This is a genomic window from Vibrio sp. 1F279 (assembly GCF_041439815.1).
Taxonomy (GTDB): Bacteria; Pseudomonadota; Gammaproteobacteria; order Enterobacterales; family Vibrionaceae; genus Vibrio; species Vibrio tasmaniensis_A.
In genome coordinates this window covers 129,013-152,565 of sequence record NZ_JBGOOU010000006.1, presented here as the reverse complement: position 1 = coordinate 152,565, position 23,553 = coordinate 129,013, and the positions used below count along the sequence as shown (strand labels likewise).

The 23,553-nt window shown below is 45.6% G+C and carries 22 protein-coding genes and 1 other RNA gene; 19 read left to right on the top strand and 4 right to left on the bottom strand.

The genetic code is table 11. From position 1 onward, the window contains the following. Positions 1–16 precede the first annotated feature (16 nt). The 5 genes from petA to sspB all read left to right on the top strand — a co-directional run bounded on the left by petA (position 17) and on the right by sspB (position 3,840). Positions 17–607 (top strand): ubiquinol-cytochrome c reductase iron-sulfur subunit, encoded by a 591-nt coding sequence (gene petA / locus ACED60_RS06995; RefSeq protein WP_010434692.1) that lies wholly within the window; start codon positions 17–19, stop codon positions 605–607. Next, positions 607–1,872 (top strand): cytochrome bc complex cytochrome b subunit, encoded by a 1,266-nt coding sequence (locus ACED60_RS06990; protein ID WP_009848941.1) that lies wholly within the window; start codon positions 607–609, stop codon positions 1,870–1,872. The genes petA and ACED60_RS06990 overlap by 1 nt, the downstream gene beginning before the upstream one ends. Then, positions 1,869–2,606, top strand: a complete 738-nt coding sequence (locus ACED60_RS06985; RefSeq protein WP_371695464.1) for a cytochrome c1 — start codon at positions 1,869–1,871, stop codon at positions 2,604–2,606. Before ACED60_RS06990 ends, ACED60_RS06985 begins: the two co-directional genes overlap by 4 nt. A 97-nt stretch (positions 2,607–2,703) precedes the next feature. Continuing rightward, a complete protein-coding gene (sspA, locus tag ACED60_RS06980; RefSeq protein WP_009848943.1) occupies positions 2,704–3,339 on the top strand; it encodes a stringent starvation protein SspA in 636 nt (211 codons plus the stop codon). Between the two features lie 6 nt (positions 3,340–3,345). Then, positions 3,346–3,840, top strand: a complete 495-nt coding sequence (sspB, locus tag ACED60_RS06975; protein ID WP_012603204.1) for a ClpXP protease specificity-enhancing factor — start codon at positions 3,346–3,348, stop codon at positions 3,838–3,840. Between the two features lie 164 nt (positions 3,841–4,004). Here sspB and ACED60_RS06970 read toward each other — a convergent pair whose 3' ends face one another. From ACED60_RS06970 to ACED60_RS06955, 4 genes are read right to left on the bottom strand one after another with little or no spacing between them, the layout of a single operon-like run. After that, positions 4,005–4,610: a BON domain-containing protein gene (locus ACED60_RS06970; protein WP_371727197.1), complete on the bottom strand. Its 606-nt coding sequence runs from the start codon at positions 4,608–4,610 to the stop codon at positions 4,005–4,007. Between the two features lie 16 nt (positions 4,611–4,626). Then, complete coding sequence (locus tag ACED60_RS06965) at positions 4,627–5,217, bottom strand: phosphoheptose isomerase (RefSeq protein ID WP_004729817.1); 591 nt, start codon at positions 5,215–5,217, stop codon at positions 4,627–4,629. A 2-nt stretch (positions 5,218–5,219) separates the two neighbouring features. Next, a complete protein-coding gene (locus ACED60_RS06960; RefSeq protein WP_135382847.1) occupies positions 5,220–5,618 on the bottom strand; it encodes a YraN family protein in 399 nt (132 codons plus the stop codon). After that, the gene (locus ACED60_RS06955; protein ID WP_135382838.1) at positions 5,605–7,422 is read right to left on the bottom strand and encodes a penicillin-binding protein activator; all 1,818 of its coding nucleotides are present in this window, start codon (positions 7,420–7,422) and stop codon (positions 5,605–5,607) included. The genes ACED60_RS06960 and ACED60_RS06955 overlap by 14 nt, the downstream gene beginning before the upstream one ends. Positions 7,423–7,483: 61 nt before the next feature. Between ACED60_RS06955 and rsmI the strand changes: the two genes are divergently transcribed. The 14 genes from rsmI (at position 7,484) to ftsA (ending at position 23,550) form a co-directional block, all read left to right on the top strand. Next, on the top strand, positions 7,484–8,350 hold the full coding sequence (gene rsmI / locus ACED60_RS06950; RefSeq protein WP_009848948.1) for a 16S rRNA (cytidine(1402)-2'-O)-methyltransferase: 867 nt from the start codon (positions 7,484–7,486) through the stop codon (positions 8,348–8,350). Positions 8,351–8,526: 176 nt separating this feature from the next. Next, an RNA gene (gene rnpB, locus ACED60_RS06945) (RNase P RNA component class A) lies at positions 8,527–8,966 on the top strand. A gap of 228 nt (positions 8,967–9,194) precedes the next feature. Then, a complete protein-coding gene (gene rsmH, locus ACED60_RS06940; protein WP_135382839.1) occupies positions 9,195–10,145 on the top strand; it encodes a 16S rRNA (cytosine(1402)-N(4))-methyltransferase RsmH in 951 nt (316 codons plus the stop codon). Between the two features lie 3 nt (positions 10,146–10,148). Then, a complete protein-coding gene (gene ftsL, locus ACED60_RS06935) occupies positions 10,149–10,466 on the top strand; it encodes a cell division protein FtsL (RefSeq protein ID WP_009848950.1) in 318 nt (105 codons plus the stop codon). Continuing rightward, positions 10,463–12,220, top strand: coding sequence for a penicillin-binding transpeptidase domain-containing protein (locus ACED60_RS06930; RefSeq protein ID WP_012603208.1), 1,758 nt, complete (start codon positions 10,463–10,465; stop codon positions 12,218–12,220). The genes ftsL and ACED60_RS06930 overlap by 4 nt, the downstream gene beginning before the upstream one ends. A gap of 18 nt (positions 12,221–12,238) precedes the next feature. Next, a complete protein-coding gene (murE, locus tag ACED60_RS06925) occupies positions 12,239–13,723 on the top strand; it encodes a UDP-N-acetylmuramoyl-L-alanyl-D-glutamate--2,6-diaminopimelate ligase (RefSeq protein WP_371727196.1) in 1,485 nt (494 codons plus the stop codon). Then, positions 13,723–15,096: a UDP-N-acetylmuramoyl-tripeptide--D-alanyl-D-alanine ligase gene (gene murF, locus ACED60_RS06920; RefSeq protein ID WP_371727195.1), complete on the top strand. Its 1,374-nt coding sequence runs from the start codon at positions 13,723–13,725 to the stop codon at positions 15,094–15,096. The genes murE and murF overlap by 1 nt, the downstream gene beginning before the upstream one ends. Next, the gene (mraY, locus tag ACED60_RS06915; protein WP_135384537.1) at positions 15,093–16,175 is read left to right on the top strand and encodes a phospho-N-acetylmuramoyl-pentapeptide-transferase; all 1,083 of its coding nucleotides are present in this window, start codon (positions 15,093–15,095) and stop codon (positions 16,173–16,175) included. The genes murF and mraY overlap by 4 nt, the downstream gene beginning before the upstream one ends. A gap of 58 nt (positions 16,176–16,233) precedes the next feature. Beyond that, positions 16,234–17,550: a UDP-N-acetylmuramoyl-L-alanine--D-glutamate ligase gene (murD, locus tag ACED60_RS06910; RefSeq protein WP_371727193.1), complete on the top strand. Its 1,317-nt coding sequence runs from the start codon at positions 16,234–16,236 to the stop codon at positions 17,548–17,550. Between the two features lie 22 nt (positions 17,551–17,572). Next, the gene (ftsW, locus tag ACED60_RS06905; protein ID WP_009848956.1) at positions 17,573–18,769 is read left to right on the top strand and encodes a cell division protein FtsW; all 1,197 of its coding nucleotides are present in this window, start codon (positions 17,573–17,575) and stop codon (positions 18,767–18,769) included. A 13-nt stretch (positions 18,770–18,782) separates the two neighbouring features. Beyond that, positions 18,783–19,844 (top strand): undecaprenyldiphospho-muramoylpentapeptide beta-N-acetylglucosaminyltransferase, encoded by a 1,062-nt coding sequence (gene murG, locus ACED60_RS06900; protein WP_135382843.1) that lies wholly within the window; start codon positions 18,783–18,785, stop codon positions 19,842–19,844. A gap of 13 nt (positions 19,845–19,857) precedes the next feature. After that, positions 19,858–21,318 (top strand): UDP-N-acetylmuramate--L-alanine ligase, encoded by a 1,461-nt coding sequence (murC, locus tag ACED60_RS06895; RefSeq protein WP_135382844.1) that lies wholly within the window; start codon positions 19,858–19,860, stop codon positions 21,316–21,318. Between the two features lie 191 nt (positions 21,319–21,509). Further along, positions 21,510–22,289 (top strand): cell division protein FtsQ/DivIB, encoded by a 780-nt coding sequence (locus tag ACED60_RS06890; protein WP_009848959.1) that lies wholly within the window; start codon positions 21,510–21,512, stop codon positions 22,287–22,289. Continuing rightward, positions 22,282–23,550, top strand: coding sequence for a cell division protein FtsA (gene ftsA, locus ACED60_RS06885; RefSeq protein ID WP_004729844.1), 1,269 nt, complete (start codon positions 22,282–22,284; stop codon positions 23,548–23,550). Before ACED60_RS06890 ends, ftsA begins: the two co-directional genes overlap by 8 nt. Positions 23,551–23,553: the final 3 nt, after the last annotated feature.

The window sequence follows — 23,553 nt, the reverse complement described above, 5'->3', positions numbered from 1 at the left end:
ATGGGAGAATGTTTGGATGAGCAACGCGCCTTTAAATAACGGTCGCAGGCGTTTCTTAACCGCAACAACAGCCGTTGTTGGTGGTTTAGGAGCAGCTGCTGTAGCCGTGCCTTTTATTAAATCATGGAATCCGAGTGCCAAGGCGAAAGCTGCAGGCGCACCGGTGGAAGTGGAAGTCAGTAAGTTAGAGCCGGGACAAATGGTTCGTGTCGAGTGGCAAGGTAAGCCTGTATGGGTTGTACGCCGTGCTGAATCGGTGCTAGAGAATCTAAAAGCGATCGGTGGTCAACTTCGTGACCCTCAATCTGAAGCTGAACAACAACCAGAATACGCGCAGAACGAGTTTCGTTCAATTAAGCCGGAATTCTTCGTTGCTGTTGGTTTCTGTACGCACTTAGGTTGTTCTCCAACTTACCTGCCAGATTCTTTTGCAGAACAAGTTCAGGGTGTTAAGTCTGGTTTCTTCTGTCCTTGCCATGGTTCAAAGTTTGATATGGCAGGTCGAGTATTCCAAGGCGTACCAGCTCCATTGAATCTTGTTGTACCAAAGCATATGTATTTGAGTGACACTAAGATCATGATCGGTGTGGACGAGGGAGACGCGTAATGCAAGGATTGCTTGATTGGGTAGAGAAACGTCTACCCGCGATGAATGCTTACAAGAAGCATTTATCTGAATACCCAATGCCTAAGAACTTTAACTTTTGGTACCTTTTTGGTTCTTTAGCAATGTTAGTACTGGTTAACCAAATCCTTACGGGTATTTGGCTGACAATGAACTATGTACCGTCTGGTGAGGGCGCATTTGCTTCTGTTGAATACATCATGCGTGATGTGGAATACGGTTGGCTACTGCGTTACATGCACTCAACAGGTGCATCGGCATTCTTCGTTGTGATCTACCTGCATATGTTCCGTGGTCTAATCTACGGTTCTTACCAAAAGCCTCGTGAGTTACTTTGGATCTTCGGTATGTTGATCTTCTTAGTGCTTATGGCTGAGGCTTTCATGGGCTACCTACTACCATGGGGTCAAATGTCTTACTGGGGTGCTCAGGTAATCATTTCTCTGTTTGGTGCGATCCCTGTTATAGGTGATGACCTAACGCTTTGGATCCGTGGTGACTACATCATCTCTGGTGCAACGCTGAACCGTTTCTTCGCACTGCACGTTATTGCTCTGCCAATTGTACTTCTGCTGCTTATCGTACTTCACGTACTGGCGCTGCACGAAGTGGGTTCGAACAACCCAGACGGTATCGAAACTAAGCTTCCTAAAGGCACAATGGGCGACGACTACAAAACTCAGTTCCCATTCCACAAGGATTACACTAAGAAATACGACATCATTGACTCTATTCCTTTCCACCCATACGGGACGGTAAAAGATATGGTTGGTGTTGCTGGTTTCCTATTCTTGTTCTGTTACGTGCTGTTCTTTAACCCAGAAATGGGTGGGTACTTCCTTGAGCCGCCTAACTTTGAAGCTGCAAACCCGCTGAAAACACCTGAGCATATTGCTCCAGTTTGGTACTTCACGCCGTTCTACGCTGTACTTCGTGCTGTTCCAGATAAGCTGTTAGGTGTAGTTGCAATGGGCGCTTCAATTGTTGTGCTATTCCTACTGCCATGGTTCGACCGTTGTAAAGTGCGTTCTTACCGTTACCGTAGCAAACTGCATTTGATTAACATCATCCAATTCACAATAAGCTTTATTGCGCTTGGTGTACTTGGTGCGCTTCCAGCAACGCCTACATACACGCTATTAGCTCAAATCTTTAGCTTAGGTTACTTCATGTTCTTCGTTCTGCTGTGGTTCTACAGTAAAAATGAAGCGACGAAACCATTACCAGAAAGGGTGACATTCAAATGAAAAAGTGGATTGTAATTTTATTTGCTATGTTGCCGTCACTAGCGATGGCAGCGGGTGCAGGCGTACCATTAGACAAAGCAAACAATGATTTAACAGACAAAGCTTCATTGCAAAATGGCGCTAAGATGTTCATGAACTACTGTTTCGCTTGTCACTCAACGCAGTACCAACGTTATGAACGTGTTGCGAATGATTTGGAGATTCCTTTAGACCTAATGAAGGAAAACCTGATCTTCGATCCTGACGTGAAAATTGGTAGCTTGATGGTTAACGCTATGCCTTCTGAGCAAGCTGCTAGTTGGTTTGGTGCTCCACCACCAGATCTAACATTGGTTGCTCGTGTCCGTGGCGCAGATTGGCTATACACGTACCTTCGTACTTTCTATGAAGATCCGTCTCGTCCATTTGGTGTGAACAACCTGGTTTTCCCAAGTGTTGGTATGCCGCATGTTCTTGAAGAGCTACAAGGTATCCCAACGCCAATCTACGATACTCACATGGTCGATGGTGAGGAAGTTAAGGTTGTTGTTGGCACTGAAACAGATGGTTCTGGCGAATTAAGTGCTGGTGAGTATGACGAAGCAGTTCGTGACCTTGTTAACTTTTTGGTTTACTCGGGCGACCCTGTTCAACTTGAGCGTCATGCTATGGGTTGGTGGGTAATGGCCTTCTTAGTAATCTTCACTATCATCGTGATTTTGCTGAAGAAAGAGTATTGGCGTGATGTGCACTAATTGTGCTATAATACCGTGCTAATTCCCAAATTATGTTAATGTTCAATGGAGGCTTTAGGCCTCCATTGTTTTTATTTAAAGTGTACTGGAGGGCTCCATGGCTGTAGCTGCCAATAAACGTTCTGTAATGACTCTTTTCTCAAGTGCTTCTGATATGTATAGCCATCAGGTGCGCATTGTTCTTGCTGAAAAAGGCGTAAGTGTTGAAGTTGAGTTGGTTGATGAAAAAAATCTACCAGCAGAGCTTGTTGAACTGAACCCGTACAAATCAGTACCTACTCTTGTTGATCGTGAGCTTGCTCTATATGACTCTAAGATCATCATGGAATACCTAGATGAGCGTTTCCCTCATCCACCATTGATGCCTGTATACCCGGTTGCTCGTGGTAACAGTCGTCTAATGATGTACCGAATTGAGCGTAACTGGTATTCAGTTGCAGAGAAGATCGTTAAAGGCAACGCTGAAGAATCTGAAGCAGCTCGCGTGAAATTACGCAACGACCTATTAACTCTTGCTCCTATCTTCGCTGAGTATGAATACTTCATGAGCGAAGAGTTTAGCCTAATTGATTGTTACCTAGCTCCGCTATTATGGCGTTTACCTGAGCTTGGTATCGAACTGATTGGTCCTGGTTCTAAAGAACTTAAGATTTACATGAACCGCGTATTCGAACGTGATTCATTCCTAGCTTCTCTAACGGAAGCTGAGCGTGAGATGCGACTCGTTCGCTAAGCGTTTATGGATATTTCAAATATGACTCCACGCCGACCATACATGCTTCGTGCATTTTATGAATGGCTGGTTGATAACGAACTGACTCCACACTTGGTTGTTGAAGCAACATTGCCGGGTGTGAGAGTTCCAGACGAGTTTGTTCAAGATGGTCAGATCATTCTGAACATCGCGCCTCGTGCGGTTGGACAACTTGAACTGGGTAACGAAGCTGTGACGTTTAGTGCTCGCTTTAGTGGTCGTCCACACTCTGTGATCGTTCCGCTATACGCAGTACAAGCAATTTATGCTCGTGAGAATGGTGCTGGTACCATGTTTGAACCTGAAGAGGCTTACATGGAAGCGTTTGAAGAAGGAATTGAAGAAAGTCCTTTTGAAGAACCAGAAAAAGGCCCATCTTTGAGTGTTGCAACAGCAGACGTAGATGCTGAAGAGTCTGACTCAGAACCTGAGCCATCTCGTCCAGCGAAAGGTCGCCCAAGCCTTCGTGTTATCAAATAGCGTTATTTTTTAAATAACTCCAAATACAAAAAAAGCAGCGATTTATCGCTGCTTTTTCTTTTTGTGCTAACTGACTTTTATTAATCTGATTCATTTCGTTAGGCTTTACCAGCCAACCAACCAGCTAATAAGCAGCTAAGTTGGCTAAGTAAATTCAGAGGGTGTTAGTTTACCGAATTGTCATCTTCACCATATTCAAACGCTCGAATCACCTGCTTCACACCAGAGATATTACGCGCAACTTGTGTCGCGATATCAGCGTGTTCTCGAGAAACTAATCCAAGCAGAAATACTTCTGAATCTTCAGTAATGACTTTGACTTTGATACCGTTAAGCTCAGACTTGGCAAGTAGGGCAGACTTCACTTTAGTGGTAATCCAACTGTCTTTGCTGATAGCACTAACAGACAGTGGCTCTTTCACTCGGATCTGGTTGTGTATACTTTCAACCCCCGTTACTGCTTTAGCTTGGCTTTCAAAAGCACGACGTTCAGCATCTGTCGTTGCTTGCCCCATCAGAACTACTGAACCACGGTAAGAGCTTGCTGTGATACTGACATTGCCGCGAAATGGCGGTTTATTAGTCATAGCTGCAACTTCAAATTCGATATTGTTGTCGCTCCAAATCTCTTTGGTGGTTCGTGTATCGGTGACTAGATTTGCAGTAGTTGCTGCACCAGCAATGAAAAGACCAGCACAACCAGATAACGACAGTGTAAGTAGCGAAACACTAATCAGCTTAAGCAGCTTCATAGAAGTTAATGATTTCATCGTGATGCTCCGTATATCACTCTTCGTGAGCTGGGAAGAGTACTTGATCGATTAGGTCACATAAGCAGTGTAGTGTCACCATGTGTACTTCGTGGATACGTGCTGTACGGTGTGAGGGAATACGAATTTCTACATCGTGCTCACCAAGCAGGCCAGCCATTTCACCACCATCTTTACCAGTAAAGGCGATGATTGTCATATCACGTGTTACCGCAGCTTCCATTGCTTTGATGATATTTTTACTGTTACCACTAGTAGATATAGCCAGTAAAATATCACCAGTTTGACCAAACGCACGTACCTGCTTAGAGAAGATCTCTTCATAGTGGTAGTCGTTTGCCACAGCCGTTAGTGTGGTGTTATCAGCAGTGAGAGCCATTGCTGGAAGACTAGGGCGCTCGGTTTCAAAGCGATTAAGTAGGCAAGAGACAAATTGCTGAGCATTCGATGCCGAACCACCGTTACCACAACAAAGAATCTTGTTTCCGTTAAGCAGGGTTGCAACCATTGCTTGAGCGGCATGCGTGATTGCGTCTGGCAGAGCTTCTGCCGCCGCAATTTGGATTTGAATACTTTCTGTAAAACTTTCTTTGATGCTGTCTAGCATGTTTATCCTTGGGTAATCGCGTTTTGAATCCAGTCGATAGTGTCATTCGGCCCTTCGATGGCAATGATATCAAACCTGTAATCTGTAGAGTGTACCGACAAGCCTTGCTGCATAAGCCAAACATTGGCTGTTTTGAGTAGCTTTTGTGACTTTTTGGCTGTCACCATTTCAGCGGCATGTCCGTAGCGTGTTTGCTTGCGGTATTTTACCTCAGCAAACACAACTGTTTTGTTATGGCGCATTATAAGATCAATCTCGCCACATTTTGCTATGAAGTTTTCTTCAATTAACGATAAACCGTGGCGAACTAAATAATTTTTTGCCACGGCTTCGTATTTATCACCCACTTGTTTGTGGGTGATTGATGGCTTGGATAGGAACTTACGGCTAAAAAGCCCCATGCTCTGCCCAGCTGATTTCACGTTGAACAACACAGTTGTTGTCGATGGTTAATACGCCGGTTTCACCTGTAATGCTGTAATCTTGTACGGCTTTCATCTGTGGTAGTGCATCCATTAGATAGTATGCATCCATTCCTAGAGCTTGTAGACGCTTTTGGCTGTTCGAGTGTGAAGGCCATAGGTCATTAAGCGCTTTGTTAAGCTCGTTTTTGTTCTCGACTAATAGCGGGATATCGCTGTAGAAGACACCCGTTAGGTCTTCATATTGCTTGTCACCGCTGTTGCTGCGTGAGTTTGAAAACAGTGCAGGTTGGCTAGCATCAGGGTTAATTGCAACTTCAATGAAGGGCTTGATGAGTGTTAGCTCTGAGTTCTTAGCGACAATATAGACAGAATCGATATCACGACGACTGCGTGGTTCTGTTTCTAGGTCTAGGTTAAGTAGCCCATCCATTTGGGCGATACGTTGTTGGCTCTCTTGTAAACCAAAAATCTGATTCACATTACGCTGCAGTTGGCGTTTGTCAGAGAAGAAGCTGATTGCAACGTCGTTGTTGCTGTATTTCTGCCACTCTTCGTTAAATGCTTGCTTAACGCGGTCACCTAAGCGTCCTTTGGGTGCAAGAATAAGTGGGTACTTATAGCCTTGTGCAAAAAGGTGTTTCGCAGCCTGAGCGACTTCTTGTTCTGGCGATAAAGCGAGATAACAAATATTAGTATCTGGTTCTAGCTGAGTTGGAATATTAAGAGCTAATGCTGGAATCGAGTTTTCGTGGTTTTTCTGCGCTTGTTGAAGCTTGGTGATATTGCTCTTAATCAGAGGGCCAACGATGAAATCAACGTTATTCTCTTCCAGTTTCGCTTTAATTTCAGCGGCATTTTGTACGTTGGTATCCATTACGGTCAACGTTGCATCTTCTTCACGCTCTTTGTCATTCATCATCGCAAAGATGAAACCATCACGCACAAGTTGTGCTTGCTTACCGTACTTACCTGTTAGCGGCAGCAGCAGCGCAGTGCTGGTTGGTTTGCTGATCTCTAGTGCCAAGATGTCGGTGATCGCTTGAGGTGTATAAAGCGCTGCTGGGTGACGGGGGTTCTCAGCTAACCAATCAGCTAGGGTTTCCTGTAGGTTTGGAAGGTTCGAATTCAGCGTCTTCATGTAGATAGCCAGTTGCAACCAACCTGAAAGCACATCTTCTGTCGGCGATGTTTTCAGTTCTAGAATCTCGTATTGAGAGTAGCTATTCAGGTTCTGCCAAATACGGTCGGCCGTTTGCTGTTGGCTTTCGTCGCTAGCGTCCAGATATTCAGAATAAAGGACTAATTCACGGCTCGCTTCGAAATACTCATTCTGTATTTCAGAAATGTTGGCGCGTAGCTCGTGATAATCTTTCCATTGCTCGTTCGGAAGCTTCCACCAAGGTTGAAAGTTCAGTTGGCTGTACGCTTGCTGTGGTTGCGAGTTATTCACCAGCAGTTGAGCGCGAGCTAGTTGCCATTCTGCTTGTTGAACTTCACTCAGCTCTTGTTTGGCTAAGCGTTTGATCAGCAGAGTCGCTTGATCGGTTTTTCCAGCTTGCACAGAAGCCTTAAGCGCCATGATTAACCAGTCGTTTTGTAGACTTCCTTTGCTACTATCCGCCTGCATCATGTAACTTTCAGTTGATTGCGCTGGATCTAGTGTAATATCAACACGCGTTGGTGCTTGAGGACCTGAAGAACAAGCCGCCAATGTAATTGCTAATGCAATTGGAGTGAGTAAGCGTGGTACACTGAGTCTCTTATGGTTCATCGTTGCCATGAGTTCTTTAAATTCCGTATAAATTTGTATCTATATTAATCGTTGAAGTGATGGTAAACAAATGACAGATAACAAAACCTTGCTCACAGAGAGCCCAACTCTCTATATTGTGCCAACCCCAATCGGAAATTTGGGAGATATCACTCAAAGAGCAATTGAAATTTTATCAAGTGTCGATGTTATTGCAGCCGAAGACACACGCCACACGGGTAAGCTGCTTGCTCACTTCAATATATCAACCAGAACGTTCGCTTTACATGATCATAATGAACAAACTAAAGCACAAGTTCTAGTCGAAAGGTTATTAGAAGGTCAGTCTATCGCATTAGTCTCTGATGCGGGTACTCCTTTAATCAGTGATCCAGGTTACCATCTTGTCTCACAATGTCGTCAAGCGGGTGTGAGAGTTGTGCCACTTCCTGGTGCTTGTGCTGTGATTACCGCACTAAGTGCGTCTGGTTTGCCGTCTGATCGTTTCAGCTTTGAAGGTTTCTTACCGCCAAAGAGCAAAGGTCGTAAAGACAAGTTCTTAGAGATCGCAAAAGCAGAACGCACGTGTATCTTCTACGAATCTCCCCACCGTATTACTGATTCTCTACAAGACATGCTTGAGATCTTAGGCCCTGACCGTGAGGTTGTGTTGGCGCGTGAGCTAACCAAAACCTTCGAAACCATCCAAGGTCTGCCACTTGGTGAACTTATTGAGTGGATTGAAGAAGACGCAAACCGTAAACGCGGTGAGATGGTATTGCTAATTCACGGTCACCGTGAAGAAGCGAGCACAGAGTTGCCAGACGAAGCGACTCGCACGCTGGGTATTCTAACCAAAGAACTGCCCCTTAAAAAAGCAGCGGCGATGACGGCAGAGATCTACAATCTGAAAAAGAACGCTTTATACAAGTGGGGCCTAGAGCATCTAGACAACTAGATACCTCTTAATAGAGTAGCTAACCTGTATTGAAAAGCTTGTGAGGAGTGATGGTAATACCGTCGCTCCTTTTTTTGTGCTTGGATTGTGTGAAATTCGTACACTTTCTTAATGGTTTGCAGCATATTTGTGATCTCGCTAGACACTGCACACTAATCTCTATACAATCCGCCCTCGGAGTTGAACGGGTAATCGCTGCTTTGCTGATGTCCTTCGGGAGACTGACGTTGAGGTCCTTCGGGAAACTGACGTTGAAGTCCTTCGGGAGACTGGTAGAGGGGAGGAACGTCCGGGCTCCATAGAGCAGGGTGCCAGATAACGTCTGGGGGGCGCGAGCCCACGACAAGTGCAGCAGAGAGAAGACCGCCGATGGCCTCATTTCTTCGGAAGAGGCACAGGTAAGGCTGAAAGGGTGCGGTAAGAGCGCACCGTGCGACTGGCAACAGTTCGTAGCAAGGTAAACTCCACCCGGAGCAAGATCAAATAGGCCCTCGCATTGCGCTGCTCGCGTATGGGGGCGGGTAGATTGCTTGAGCCTGTGAGCGATTGCAGGCCTAGACGAATGGTTACCGCCGCGCAAGCGGAACAGAACCCGGCGTATGTGTCAACTCCACCTATATAAAGAACCCATCATTACTTAACGGTAGTGATGGGTTTTTTGCTTTATATTGACGTTAATTATTTAGATTTCCTTAGAATCCATCATCTTGATATGAGCTTGGGTCAAAAATTCCCAAAGGCTATACACAATATGGTGGAGATACGGCGTGAAATCAGTAAACTAAAACGTTAATAGAACATATTATTGCCGAACTAATGGCTCAATCCATTCACTGAGAAGACTATGACAGAAGCATTCAAACATATTTCAGTATTGCTTAACGAATCTATTGACGGACTTGCGATCAAACCTGACGGTACCTATATCGATGGTACTTTTGGCCGTGGTGGTCACAGCCGTACAATCCTGTCTAAACTGGGCGAGAATGGAAGACTCTTTAGTATCGACCGCGATCCACAAGCAATTTCCGAAGCACAAAAGATTGATGACCCTCGTTTTACGATTATTCATGGCCCGTTCTCAGGTATGGCTGAATATGCAGAGCGTTATGACTTAGTCGGTCAAGTGGATGGCGTATTGCTGGATTTAGGTGTCTCTTCACCACAGCTAGATGACGCTGAGCGTGGCTTTAGTTTTATGAAAGATGGCCCGCTTGATATGCGTATGGACCCAACAACGGGGATTCCTGTTTCTCAGTGGTTAGTTGAAGCGGATCTTGATGACATCACATGGGTTATTCGTGAGTTCGGTGAAGACAAACACGCTCGTCGTATCGCGAAAGGCATCATTGCTTATCAAGAGAATGAAGAGAACGAACCGCTAACGCGCACTGGCCAGTTGGCTAAGCTTATCTCTGATGTCGCTCCAAAAAGCTTCAAAGAGAAAAAACACCCAGCAACACGTGCTTTCCAAGCATTCCGTATCTACATTAACAGTGAACTAGAAGAGATCGATACAGCACTGAAAGGCGCGGCAAGCATTCTAGCTCCTCAAGGTCGTATCTCTGTTATCAGTTTCCACTCGCTTGAAGACCGTATGGTGAAGCGCTTTATCCGTAAAGAGAGCCAAGGACCGCAAGTACCACATGGCCTGCCACTAACTGAAGAGCAGATCAAAGCGCTAGGCAGTGCCGATCTGAAACCAATTGGTAAAGCAATTAAGCCTTCTAAAGATGAAGTGGATGAGAATACTCGTTCGCGTAGTTCAGTACTACGAATCGCAGAAAAGCTATAGTCAATGAAGACCTCCAAACCCAACTTAGCCAAGATAATCTTTTTTGATTTGATCTCCGTGGGCAAAGTCCCATTGGGGCTTCTTATCTGCATCTTTGCGAGTGCGATGGGGGTCGTTCTTACGACACATGTATCACGTCAGGCGATTACGCAAAAAGACATGGCATTGGTGGAGCGGGAACAACTTGATGATGAGTGGCGAAATTTAATGCTTGAAGAGACGGCGCTAGCAGAACACAGCCGCGTTCAAGCATCGGCAAAAAGAGAGCTAGACATGAAACGTCCAGACTCCGACAAAGAAGTTGTGATCACACTGAAATGACCGGTAAAAAGGAAAAAACACCCGCAAAAACCGTTAATGAATCAACGAAAGAGCGAGTGAAGAGCGAAAAGGATTTGGATCCAATTCTTATTAAATGGCGTTTCAACGTTGTTATTGCTTTCGTGTTTCTAGCCTTTGCTGCACTCGTTGGCCGTGTGGCTTACATCCAAATCATTGAACCCGATAACTTAATTCGTCAGGGCGATCTTCGCTCGGTGCGTGTTAAGGCTATTCCTTCTGCTCGCGGTATTATCTCTGACCGCAATGGCGAGCCGCTTGCTGTGAGTGTTCCCGTTGAAGCAGTATGGGCCGACCCAAAAACGATTTTCGATAAAAATGGCATGGCCCAGATTGATCGTTGGTATGCGTTAGCCGATGTACTTGGCCTACAGCGACAATCGATGATCGATAAGATCTCTAGCAATAAATCCCGTCGATTTATTTATCTACAAAGACAAGTTAGCCCTGCGATGGCTAAGTATATCCGTGAACTTAAGCTGGTGGGTGTGGGCCTAAAAGCGGAATCTCGACGTTACTACCCTGCTGGTGAAGTCAGTGCACACCTTATCGGTGTGACCGGAATTGATGGGCACGGCCTGGAAGGGGTTGAACGCAGTTACGATAAATGGCTTACGGGCGAAGCAGGCAAGCGAACGATTCGTAAAGACCGCTACGGACGCGTTGTCGAAAACATTGCGTTAGAAGAACGCGAAGAAGGCAAACCACTAGAACTCACCATCGATCAACGATTGCAGGCGATAGCCTATCGAGCGATTAAGCAAGCGGTGGCCGATCATAAAGCGACCTCAGGCTCTGCAGTATTACTCGATGTGAAAACGGGCGCTGTGTTAGCCATGGTCAATGCACCGTCTTACAACCCGAACAACCGCTCTGATTTACAAAGCTTTAAAATGCGAAACCGCGTGCTGACCGATGCTATGGAGCCCGGCTCAACAGTGAAACCTTTTGTGGTGCTCGCCGCATTAGAAAATGGTACAGCTGATGCGAAATCTATTATTGATACGGGTAATGGCATCATGCAAATTGGAGGTAGCCGAGTACGTGATACCTCTAAAGTGGGCAAGGCTGATTTAGCCTTGATCCTTAAAAAATCAAGTAACATCGGCGTTGCGAAATTAGCGCTTGATATGCCGCTTGAAGCGTTACTTGGTATGTACAGTTCGGTTGGTTTAGGCGAAATGTCTGGGCTAAATCTCGTGGGTGAAACGAGTGGTATTTTTCCTAACCGTCGCCGTTGGTCCAAGTTCGAAATCGCGACGCTATCCTTTGGTTATGGCTTATCTGTGACCCCGCTTCAGTTGGCTCATGCTTACGCAACGTTAGCCAACAAAGGCATGTATGAACCGATTCATATCATTAAAAGCAACGACCAAGACTTCTCAAAGCAGATCATCAAACGTGAAAATGCAGAGATGGTATTGCAAATGTTAGAAGGCGTGACTCAAAAGGGCGGAACTGCAACCAGAGCCGCTGTTCCGGGTTATCGAGTTGCGGCAAAAACGGGTACATCTCGTAAAGCCGCTGCGGGTGGCTATAGTGATGAGTATATTGCTATAACGTCGGGTTTTGCTCCAGTCAGCGATCCAAGAGTAGCTCTGGTTGTCGTAGTCAATGAGCCGCAAGGTGACCTTTACTATGGTGGTTCAGTTGCTGCCCCCGTTTTTTCTGAAATCATGAAGGGTGCACTGCAAATACTCAATGTCCCTGCTGATGAAAACAAGTTTCAAGAATAGAGCCAATCAGGATTCAATATGAGTAATAGCCTCACGCTGTCATCTTTACTTTCTCCTTGGGGGGACTTTAGTTCACTTGAGCTAGATGCGATTGCTGTTGAGCAATTGGAGTTGGATAGCCGTGCAATCAAGGAAGGCGATATTTTTGTTGCCATTGTTGGACATGCCATTGATGGTCGTCGCTTTATCGACAAAGCCGTCGCTCAAGGTGCGAAAGCTGTCGTTGCACAAGCGAGTGATGACAAAGCTCATGGCTTGGTTGAGTGGTTAAATGCTGTTCCTGTTGTTTATGTATCTGAGCTAAATTCAATTCTCTCTGAACTGGCTGGCCGAGTTTATTCTTCTCAAGCGACTAAGTTGATTGGTGTGACCGGCACCAATGGCAAAACCACCATCACCCAATTGATTGCTCAGTGGCTTGATTTGGTCGGCCAGCGTTCGGCGGTAATGGGCACCACGGGTAATGGCTTCTTAGATAACCTAAAAACAGCGGCTAATACCACAGGCAGCGCGATTGAAATACAACGCACACTGAGCGAGTTGGCTGAGGAAAGTGCAGTTTATACCGCGATGGAAATCTCTTCTCATGGTTTGGTCCAAGGCCGAGTAAAAGCGTTGGATTTTGAGGTTGGTGTGTTCACTAACCTGAGTCGTGATCACCTTGATTACCACGGCACGATGGAAGAGTACGCATTGGCTAAGAAGAGCCTGTTTACTCAACACAAATGCAAACATGCAGTGATCAATGTGGATGATGAAGTCGGCAAAGCGTGGATGTCAAATTTGTCCAATGCAATAGCTGTTTCATTGCTTCCGTTGTCTGGTTACCAACAGTCGGTGTGGGCATCTGATGTCGCCTATGCAGAAACTGGGATTAAGCTCTCTTTCGATGGTAGCTGGGGGCAAGGTGATCTTTCGGTTCCATTGATTGGTCAGTTCAACGCATCAAACGTACTGGTTGCTTTCGCGACTTTGCTTTCATTAGGCATCGACAAGCAAACCTTGGTCGACACCGCGTCTCAGCTTCAACCTGTTATTGGTCGTATGGAACTGTTTCAAGTTCCGAGCAAAGCAAAAGTCGTTGTCGATTACGCGCATACGCCCGATGCGCTAGAAAAAGCATTGGCAGCATTGCGTGTACACTGCTCTGGAAAGCTGTGGGCTATCTTCGGTTGTGGTGGCGATCGCGACACAGGTAAGCGCCCAATGATGGCAGTTACAGCAGAGCAGTTTGCCGACAAAATTATTATTTCAGATGACAACCCTCGCAGCGAAGAGCCTGCACTGATTGTTAAAGACATGCTAGCTGGTTTAAGCGAACCTGAATCTGCATTCGTCGAGCACGACCGCTATCAAGCGGTTAAGTTTGCCCTAGAACAGGCTGGCAGTAATGACATTATTCTTTTGGCTGGTAAAGGCCATGAGGATTACCAAGTATTGAAAGACGAAACGATCCATTACTCAGATCGAGAGTCTGCGCTACAACTTTTAGGTATTTCATAATGATTGATGTATCACTCGAGCAGATTTGTTCAGCGGTGAGCGGTCAGCTGATTGGGGCTGGCAAGTCGAGCAATAGTGTTATTAATGCGGTTTCTACTGACACTCGAACCGTTGAAGAGGGTGCACTGTTTGTTGCTCTTGTTGGCGAGCGTTTTGATGCGCATGACTTTTGTCATCAAGCGGTAGAAGCTAATGCGAGCGCGTTGTTAGTCGAACGAAAACTTGACCTAAATATTACTCAGGTGGTTGTTGAAGACACTAAACTTGCTTTAGGTCAGCTAAGTGCTTGGATCCACAAACAGTGTGACGTGCCAACCATGGCGATTACAGGCAGTTGTGGTAAAACGACGGTTAAAGAGATGGTGGCAAGCATTCTGCAGCAACGTGGCAAGGTGTTGTTTACCGCAGGCAACTTCAATAATGATATTGGAGTGCCATTAACATTGCTGCGCAGTGAAGCAAATGACGACTATGCCGTTATAGAACTGGGCGCGAACCACATTGGTGAAATTGCCTATACCACGCAGCTTGTGAAACCACAGGTGGCGTTAGTTAATAACGTAGCTGCAGCGCACTTAGAAGGCTTTGGGTCTATCAATGGTGTGAAACAAGCGAAAGGTGAAATCTTTCAGGGGCTTGCTGCTGATGATACTGCTATTGTTAATCTAGAGAGCAACGGTGGTGACTTTTGGAATGACGTGCTTGCAGATAAAAGCGTGCTGACATTTTCAGAAAGCGACAGCAAGGCGGATTATTTTGCTAAGAATATTCGCATTAATGAGCAAGGTGAAGCGTGCTTTGATATGCAGACACCGCAAGGGTCCATATTTGTTGAGCTTGGTATCATCGGTCAACATAACGTAGCGAATGCATTAGCTGCTGCAGCGTTGAGCATCCAATTTGGAGCCTCGCTTGATGAGGTGAAAAATGGTTTAGCGAATCTGATCTCTGTCAAAGGGCGAGTTGAGGTTCAACAATTAAGTCAGAATATCAAACTCATAGATGACAGTTACAACGCCAGCGTGCCAGCAATGAAGGCGGCAGCGAAGCTACTCTCGAGCTTCAAAGGTCAGCGTTGGTTAATTTTAGGTAATATGGCTGAATTAGGCGATGAAAGCCTTGCACTTCACCGTCAAGTCGGTGAATATGCTGCCCCATTCGCTTTTGAGCATGTACTTACTTACGGTGATGATACCAAGGTGATTAGTGAGGTCTGTAATGGTACCCACTTTACAACGCATCAAGCGATGATCGCGCACATAGAGCAGCACCTAAGCTTGCCAGAAAGCGTGTCACATACCTTATTGGTAAAAGGCGCGAATAGTGCAGGAATGAGTAAAATAGCCGCTGCTTTAAAGGAGAACTTTTCATGATAATTTGGCTTGCAGAGCTACTACAGCCACACTTTTCTTTTTTCCGTTTGTTCGAATACTTATCGTTTCGTGCAATCGCGAGTATTTTGACGGCGTTATGTCTGTCACTGTGGATGGGACCTCGTTTAATTGAGCGTCTGCAAATGCTACAAATTGGCCAAGTTGTTCGTAATGACGGCCCTGAATCTCATTTCAGCAAACGTGGCACGCCAACCATGGGCGGTGTGATGATCCTTGCTGCGATCATTATTACGGTATTGATGTGGGCTGATCTCTCGAATCCTTATGTTTGGGCAGTACTGGTAGTTCTTGGAGGCTATGGTGCGGTTGGCTTTGTTGATGACTACCGTAAAGTCGTTCGTAAGAACACCGATGGTTTGATCGCTCGCTGGAAGTACTTCTGGCAATCAGCAATTGCGTTAGTCGTGGCGTTTGCTCTGTATGCTCACGGGCACGATACTGCAGCAACTCAATTGGTTGTTCCTTTCTTTAAAGATGTGATGCCACAACTTGGTTTACTGTATATCGTACTAACTTACTTTGTTATTGTGGGAACCAGTAACGCGGTAAACCTAACAGACGGCCTAGACGGCTTGGCCATTATGCCAACGGTTATGGTTGCGGCTGGTTTTGCTGTAATTGCTTGGGCGACCGGTAACGTTAACTTTGCGTCATACTTACACATTCCATACATCCCATACACCTCCGAGCTGGTTGTGGTATGTACTGCTATCGTAGGTGCTGGACTTGGTTTTCTATGGTTTAACACCTACCCAGCACAAGTATTCATGGGCGATGTTGGCTCGCTAGCGCTTGGTGGTGCTCTGGGGGTGATCGCTGTGTTAGTTCGCCAAGAGTTGGTATTGGTTATCATGGGCGGTGTGTTTGTAATGGAGACCTTGTCAGTGATACTGCAAGTTGGCTCTTACAAATTGCGCGGCCAGCGTATTTTCCGCATGGCACCAATTCACCACCACTATGAACTGAAAGGTTGGCCGGAACCACGTGTCATCGTGCGTTTTTGGATCATCTCGATGGTATTAGTACTGGTTGGCCTAGCAACGCTGAAAGTTCGTTAATCCTAGGTGAGCCTCTTAATGAGAGGCTCTTTAAAACTATTAAGAGCATCTTGTTTAAATGGAACATTGGCAAAATATTCAAAATGTAGTGGTTGTGGGGCTCGGTATTACCGGGCTCTCTGTCGTTAAACATCTCGTAAAATATCAACCTCATACGCATGTGAAGGTAATTGATACGCGAGAGCTACCACCAGGAAAAGAATCTTTGCCTAAATCGGTAGAGCTGCATTCTGGAAGTTGGAATAGCCAATGGTTAGCGGAAGCTGATTTAGTGGTTGCTAACCCAGGTATCGCCTTAGCGACCCCTGAAATACAAGATGTTATTCAAGCGGGTATTTCGGTTGTTGGCGATATTGAACTGTTTGGCTGGGCGATAAACAAACCCGTCGTGGCAATAACAGGCTCCAATGGTAAGAGTACTGTGACCGATTTAACAGGTGTGCTTGCTAAAGCTGCCGGTCTTAACGTTGGCGTTGGTGGCAACATCGGTATTCCTGCCTTAGACCTACTTGAGCTTGATGCCGACTTATATGTCCTTGAGCTTTCAAGCTTTCAGCTAGAGACAACATCCAGCCTAAATCTTGCAGCGGCGGCCTTTTTGAACTTGTCAGAAGATCATATGGATCGCTATCAAGGCATGGCCGATTACCGTGACGCTAAATTAAGAATTTTTAATAACGCTCAGTACGCGATTGTAAACCGCGAAGACAAAGAGACTTATCCTGATCAAACGATGTCTTTGGTGACATTTGGACTTGATGACCAAGAGTTTGGTGTATCAATGGTCGATGGTACCGAATGGCTAGTGGATAACGGTAAGCCAGTACTTGCTACCCAAGATTTAACATTGGTTGGACGTCATAACGTGGCGAATGCGTTAGTCTCTTTAGCACTGCTTAAGCAAGTTGGTATTGATTACAGCAAAAGCCTTGAAGCTCTGAAAGCCTACAACGGTTTAACGCATCGCTGCCAAGTAGTGGCTGACAAACGCGAAATCAAATGGGTTAACGACTCGAAAGCGACCAACGTAGCCAGCACACAGGCTGCTTTGTCGGGGTTAGAGTACCAAGGTACTTTGTACCTCTTAGTCGGAGGTGTGGGCAAAGGCGCTGACTTTAGCGAGCTTAAGCCTGTGTTGGCGCAACTAGACCGCGTACAACTGTGTTGCTTCGGTGAGGATGCAGATCAATTCATGCCTCTACACCCATCGGCACAAAAGTTCGATACCATGCAGCAGATAATCGAATCCATCTCACCACAGCTGGTGGCTGGAGATATGGTGATGCTGTCTCCGGCGTGCGCAAGCTTCGATCAATTTAATAATTTCATGGCAAGAGGTGATGCGTTCACTGAACTTGCTCATGAGTATGCCTAACGTGTTGAAGGACTAACATTCAGTGCAAAGAGTGAAAGAGATTAATCAATCTATTTGGCAATGGCTTAACCGTGCTACACCAGAGGCGCTCTACGATCGTCAGTTGGTATGGATTGCTCTTGGACTGATGCTGACGGGCTTGGTAATGGTAACGTCGGCTTCGTTCCCAATCAGTGCTCGTTTAACCGATCAGCCGTTTCACTTCATGTTCCGCCACGCCATTTTCCTGGTGTTAGCGTTAGGTGTATCCAGCGTAATATTACAAATCCCGATGAAACGCTGGTTTCAATACAGTATGTACCTATTGGGCTTATCCTTCTTTTTGCTAGTGGTGGTGTTAGCCGTCGGTAAGTCGGTTAACGGTGCCTCACGTTGGATTCCTCTCGGGCTGTTTAACTTACAACCTGCTGAAGTCGCTAAGTTATCTCTGTTTATCTTTATGGCGGGCTACTTGGTTCGTAAACAGGATGAAGTGAGAAAAACCTTCTTCGGTGGTTTTGGTAAACCGATCATGGTGTTCGGTGCCTTTGCGGTGTTGCTACTTGGCCAGCCCGATTTGGGGACCGTTGTCGTAATGTTGGTTACATTGTTTGGCATGTTATTTATCGCAGGTGCTAAGCTGTCACAATTTATAGCCTTAATGGTGGCAGGTATTGCTGCCGTTGTGGGATTGATTGTTATTGAGCCTTATCGTGTTCGACGTGTTACGTCATTCTGGGAACCTTGGAGTGACCCGTTTGGTAGTGGTTATCAGCTAACTCAATCATTGATGGCGTTCGGTCGTGGTGATTGGATGGGACAAGGGCTTGGTAATTCAATTCAAAAACTCGAGTACCTACCTGAAGCACACACCGATTTTGTTTTTGCTGTACTGGCAGAAGAGTTGGGTTTTGTTGGCGTAACCTTAGTGTTGATGCTGATCTTTAGCTTGGTTTTTAAAGCTATTTTTATTGGTAAAAAAGCTTTCGAAAACGACCAAGTGTTCAGCGGTTATCTGGCGTTTGGCATTGGTATTTGGTTTGCTTTTCAGACGCTTGTTAATGTCGGTGCCGCTTCAGGTATTGTTCCGACCAAAGGTCTAACCTTACCGCTGATCAGTTACGGTGGTTCAAGCCTTATCGTGATGTCAGTTGCGGTTTCTATGCTGCTGCGTATCGATCATGAATGCCGAGTGCAACAGAAAGAACAAGCCGACAATCAAAACGAATTAGTAGAATAAGAATCATAACGTTATGAAACAAAACAAAAAACTTTTAGTGATGGCTGGTGGTACTGGCGGTCACGTTTTCCCGGGGTTAGCCGTGGCGAAAAAGCTTCAGCAACAAGGTTGGGAAATTCGCTGGTTAGGAACCGCAGACAGAATGGAAGCGGATTTAGTGCCAAAGCATGGTATTGAGATCGACTTCATTAAGGTGAAAGGCCTGCGTGGTCAAGGCGTTAGTAAATTAATTAAAGCGCCGTTCCAGATTATTAATGCCATACTTCAAGCCAGACGACATATTAAAGCATGGCAACCTGATGTGGTGCTTGGCATGGGTGGTTACGTCAGTGGCCCAGGTGGTATCGCGGCTTGGTTATCTGGTATTCCAGTGGTTCTACATGAACAAAATGCAGTGGCAGGTTTAACCAACCAATGGCTGTCTAAGATTGCTAAAAAGGTTTTCCAAGCTTTTCCTGGTGCGTTTCCTACCGCAGAAGTGGTGGGTAACCCAGTACGCGAAGATGTTGTTGCCTTAGCTGAACCCGAGCAACGCATGGCTGAGCGTGATGGTGACATCCGCATCTTGGTTATGGGTGGTAGTCAGGGCGCAAAAATCCTGAACGATACCTTGCCAGTAACGATGGCGCAGCTTGGTGAAGGCTTCACTGTGGTGCATCAAGCAGGTAAGAACAATCAACAGCAAGTGATTGAACAATACAAATCACATTCTGTAGATAATGTTCAAGTGACTGAATTTATTGATGATGTGGCGCAAGCTTATGAGTGGGCAGATCTATTAGTGTGTCGCTCTGGTGCATTAACCGTATCTGAAGTGTCTGCTGCTGGTGTAGGTTCTATTTTCGTTCCGTTTATGCACAAAGACAGACAACAAGCGTTGAATGCCGATCATTTAGTAGAATGTGGCGCGGCGTTAATGATTGAACAGCCTCAACTAACGGCTGATAAACTCGCGAACACTATCGCGCAGCTTGATAGAAATGAATTAAAAATGATGGCAACAAAAGCTCGTCAAGCCGCCAAGCTTGATGCTGATGTGACTGTCGCTGAAGCGATCAAAGCTTTAGCAAAATAATGAGATTGAATTGATGACGATTGAACATACCCAAGACTTAGCGCAAATCCGTGCAATGGTGCCAGAGATGCGCCGTGTTAAATCTATCCACTTCATTGGTATTGGTGGTGCCGGAATGAGCGGGATTGCTGAAGTCTTGCTTAATGAAGGCTACCAGATCACAGGTTCTGATATTGCTCAAAATCCAGTGACAGAACGCTTAGTTAGCAAGGGGGCTACTGTTTACGTTGGTCACCAAGCAAGTAACGTTGCCGATGCAAGTGTGGTGGTGGTTTCAACCGCTATCAACGAAGAAAACCCAGAAATTATTGCTGCTCGTGAAGCGCGCACACCGATCGTTCGTCGTGCTGAAATGCTGGCTGAGCTGATGCGTTTTCGTCACGGCATTGCTGTGGCAGGTACACACGGTAAAACAACCACCACTGCGCTAGTGACACAGATTTACTCTGAAGCAGGCCTAGATCCAACCTTCGTAAACGGTGGTTTGGTGAAAAGTGCCGGCACTAACGCACGTTTAGGTTCAAGCCGTATTCTTATCGCTGAAGCCGATGAGAGTGATGCTTCATTCTTACATCTGCAACCAATGGTTAGTATTGTCACTAACATCGAAGCGGATCATATGGATACTTACGGCGGTGATTTTGAAACGCTGAAGCAGACGTTTATTGATTTCTTACACAACCTGCCATTCTACGGCCAGGCTGTTATGTGTGTTGATGATCCTGTAGTGCGTGAGCTTATTCCTCAGGTTAGCCGCCAAGTGATTACTTACGGCTTCTCAGAAGATGCTGATATCCGTATTGAAAACTACGTACAACAAGGTCAGCAAGGCAAGTTCACGGTGGTACGCAAAGGTAAAGCTAACCTTGATATTACGCTAAACATTCCGGGTCGTCACAATGCATTGAATGCATCCGCTGCGATTGCTGTTGCAACGGAAGATGACATCAGCGATGAAGCGATTCTAAAAGCGATGGCTGGAACCGAAGGCACGGGTCGTCGTTTCGATCACCTAGGTGAGTACGAAACAGGTAAAGGCGTTGCAATGCTGGTCGATGATTACGGTCATCACCCAACCGAAGTGGACGTAACCATTCAAGCAGCACGAAGTGGTTGGACTGATAAGCGTCTTGTTATGATCTTCCAACCGCACCGTTACAGCCGTACTCGTGATCTATATGATGATTTTGCGAATGTTCTTGAGCAAGTTGATGTACTTATTCTATTGGATGTTTATTCTGCAGGTGAGAAACCAATTGCAGGGGCTGATGGGCGTTCATTAAGTCGAACTATTCGCGGGCGTGGTAAGATAGATCCAATTTTTGTTGCCGATATCAACGCACTGCCATCGGCTTTAGCCAACGTAATTCAAGGTGGTGACCTTGTTTTAACGCAGGGTGCGGGCGATGTTGGCCGAGTAGCGAAGCAGTTGGAATCATTGCAGTTAGACATTAATAAGATGCAGAACGCGTAACAGAATACTGTCTACAGACTGTGGTCAATCGCTCACTTCTTGCGATTGACCTAAAATTGACCAAAAATCTTATTATCAACGTTTGATAGTTTAATTTTGCTCAGTATAATTCATAGGTTAAAGTAAGTGCTTTTACCTCTATTACGAAGATAGGGAATAGAATTGCGAACCAACGACAGGGAATGCGGGCTTTGGTAGAAAGTACTTTTAGCGAAAACCGCCACCTATTCAGTTTACCGTCGCTCAAGAAACACGCCTTAGGCGGGTCTTTTTTTGTCATGGTATTGCTATTCATTGGATTTCTTTTCTATACCACACTGACTTGGATGTGGGACGATCAGCGATTGCCTCTCTCTAAAATAGTACTGCAAGGCGACTTAACTTATGTAACCGCTGGTGATGTTCAACATGCCTTTAGCGAGCTAGAGCATATTGGAACATTCATGTCTCAAGATATTGGCGTGTTGCAACACAGTTTAGAAGCGTTGCCTTGGGTTTCTGTTGTCTCGATTCGTAAGCAGTGGCCAGACACAATAAAAGTATTTTTGACTGAGTATCATGCGACAGCTATCTGGAATGGCAATATGCTGTTGAATGAAGATGGTCAGGTGTTTAATGGTGATATTGGCCTTTTGAAGGGTGATAGAGTTAAACTTTACGGTCCAGATGGCACTAGCCAACAAGTGATTGAAAAGTGGCGACAGATAACGCCTTTAATTAACAGCCTAGGGTTAACCGTTACCTCGCTCGTTCTCAATGAGCGTCGCGCCTGGCAAATCATTCTAGACAACGGTATTCGTTTAGAATTAGGTAAAGATTTTTTAGATGAGCGTGTTGAGCGCTTTATTTCGCTTTACAACGAATTAGGTAGTAAGGCGAATCAAGTGAGCTACATCGACCTCAGGTACGATACGGGAGCCGCTGTAGGCTGGTTTCCAGAGCAAGAGTTAGAAGAGAGCACAGATGACTAAGACCGCAGATGACAACATAATCGTTGGTCTTGATATAGGCACTGCGACCATATCAGCTCTAGTTGGTGAAATATTGCCTGATGGTCAAATCAATATCATTGGTTCTGGGCAAAGCCCATCCAGAGGTATGGATAAAGGTGGTGTAAACGACCTAGAGTCGGTAGTTAAGTCGGTTCAGCGAGCTATTGATCAAGCAGAGTTGATGGCGGAATGCCAAATCAGCAATGTATTTATCTCGCTATCGGGTAAACATATCGCAAGCCGAATTGAAAAAGGCATGGGCACTATCTCTGATGAAGAAGTGTCTCAAGACGATATGGATCGAGCGATCCATACCGCGAAATCAATTAAAATAGGTGATGAGCAGAGAATTCTGCACGTGATCCCTCAGGAATTTACCATTGATTATCAAGAAGGGATTAAGAACCCACTTGGTTTATCTGGTGTTCGAATGGAAGTCAGTGTTCACCTAATTTCTTGCCATAGCGACATGGCGAGAAATATTATTAAAGCTGTTGAACGATGTGGTCTCACTGTAGAACAAATCGTGTTTTCAGGACTTGCCTCAAGTAATGCGGTAATTACTGACGACGAGAGAGAGCTTGGAGTCTGTGTTGTTGATATTGGTGCTGGTACGATGGATATCTCCATTTGGACTGGCGGCGCACTGCGACACACAGAAGTCTTTTCCTACGCAGGAAATGCAGTAACCAGTGATATTGCCTTCGCTTTTGGCACGCCAGTGAGCGATGCTGAAGAGATAAAAGTAAACCATGGTTGCGCTCTGAGTGAACTCGTAAGCAAGGATGATTCTGTTAACGTCCCTAGTGTAGGTGGCCGTCCATCGAGAAGTTTGCAAAGACAAACTTTGTCGGAAGTGATTGAACCACGTTACACTGAACTTATGGGGCTCGTTAACCAAACTATTGATACGGTTCAATTACAGCTACGAGATGAAGGTATTAAACACCACCTTGCAGCTGGCGTCGTTCTCACTGGTGGAGCGGCACAAATTGACGGATTGGTAGAGTGTGCGGAACGTGTTTTCCGCAATCAAGTTCGAGTTGGTAAGCCGTTAGAAGTTAGTGGTTTAACCGACTATGTTAAAGAGCCGTATCATTCTACGGCGGTTGGTTTACTTCATTACGCAAGAGATTGTCAGATCAGCGATGAAGGTGATTACAGCGAACCTAAGCGTTCAGCACCTTCTATGTCTGGTTTATTTGGTAAATTGCGTAATTGGATACAAAAAGAGTTTTAACCT

Coding starts and splice junctions, on each gene's coding strand:
- petA (WP_010434692.1), top strand. CDS start 17: ATGAGCAACGCGCCTTTAAATAACGGTCGCAGGCGTTTCTTAACCGCA.
- ACED60_RS06990 (WP_009848941.1), top strand. CDS start 607: ATGCAAGGATTGCTTGATTGGGTAGAGAAACGTCTACCCGCGATGAAT.
- ACED60_RS06985 (WP_371695464.1), top strand. CDS start 1,869: ATGAAAAAGTGGATTGTAATTTTATTTGCTATGTTGCCGTCACTAGCG.
- sspA (WP_009848943.1), top strand. CDS start 2,704: ATGGCTGTAGCTGCCAATAAACGTTCTGTAATGACTCTTTTCTCAAGT.
- sspB (WP_012603204.1), top strand. CDS start 3,346: ATGGATATTTCAAATATGACTCCACGCCGACCATACATGCTTCGTGCA.
- ACED60_RS06970 (WP_371727197.1), bottom strand. CDS start 4,610: ATGAAATCATTAACTTCTATGAAGCTGCTTAAGCTGATTAGTGTTTCG.
- ACED60_RS06965 (WP_004729817.1), bottom strand. CDS start 5,217: ATGCTAGACAGCATCAAAGAAAGTTTTACAGAAAGTATTCAAATCCAA.
- ACED60_RS06960 (WP_135382847.1), bottom strand. CDS start 5,618: ATGGGGCTTTTTAGCCGTAAGTTCCTATCCAAGCCATCAATCACCCAC.
- ACED60_RS06955 (WP_135382838.1), bottom strand. CDS start 7,422: ATGGCAACGATGAACCATAAGAGACTCAGTGTACCACGCTTACTCACT.
- rsmI (WP_009848948.1), top strand. CDS start 7,484: ATGACAGATAACAAAACCTTGCTCACAGAGAGCCCAACTCTCTATATT.
- rsmH (WP_135382839.1), top strand. CDS start 9,195: ATGACAGAAGCATTCAAACATATTTCAGTATTGCTTAACGAATCTATT.
- ftsL (WP_009848950.1), top strand. CDS start 10,149: ATGAAGACCTCCAAACCCAACTTAGCCAAGATAATCTTTTTTGATTTG.
- ACED60_RS06930 (WP_012603208.1), top strand. CDS start 10,463: ATGACCGGTAAAAAGGAAAAAACACCCGCAAAAACCGTTAATGAATCA.
- murE (WP_371727196.1), top strand. CDS start 12,239: ATGAGTAATAGCCTCACGCTGTCATCTTTACTTTCTCCTTGGGGGGAC.
- murF (WP_371727195.1), top strand. CDS start 13,723: ATGATTGATGTATCACTCGAGCAGATTTGTTCAGCGGTGAGCGGTCAG.
- mraY (WP_135384537.1), top strand. CDS start 15,093: ATGATAATTTGGCTTGCAGAGCTACTACAGCCACACTTTTCTTTTTTC.
- murD (WP_371727193.1), top strand. CDS start 16,234: ATGGAACATTGGCAAAATATTCAAAATGTAGTGGTTGTGGGGCTCGGT.
- murG (WP_135382843.1), top strand. CDS start 18,783: ATGAAACAAAACAAAAAACTTTTAGTGATGGCTGGTGGTACTGGCGGT.
- murC (WP_135382844.1), top strand. CDS start 19,858: ATGACGATTGAACATACCCAAGACTTAGCGCAAATCCGTGCAATGGTG.
- ftsA (WP_004729844.1), top strand. CDS start 22,282: ATGACTAAGACCGCAGATGACAACATAATCGTTGGTCTTGATATAGGC.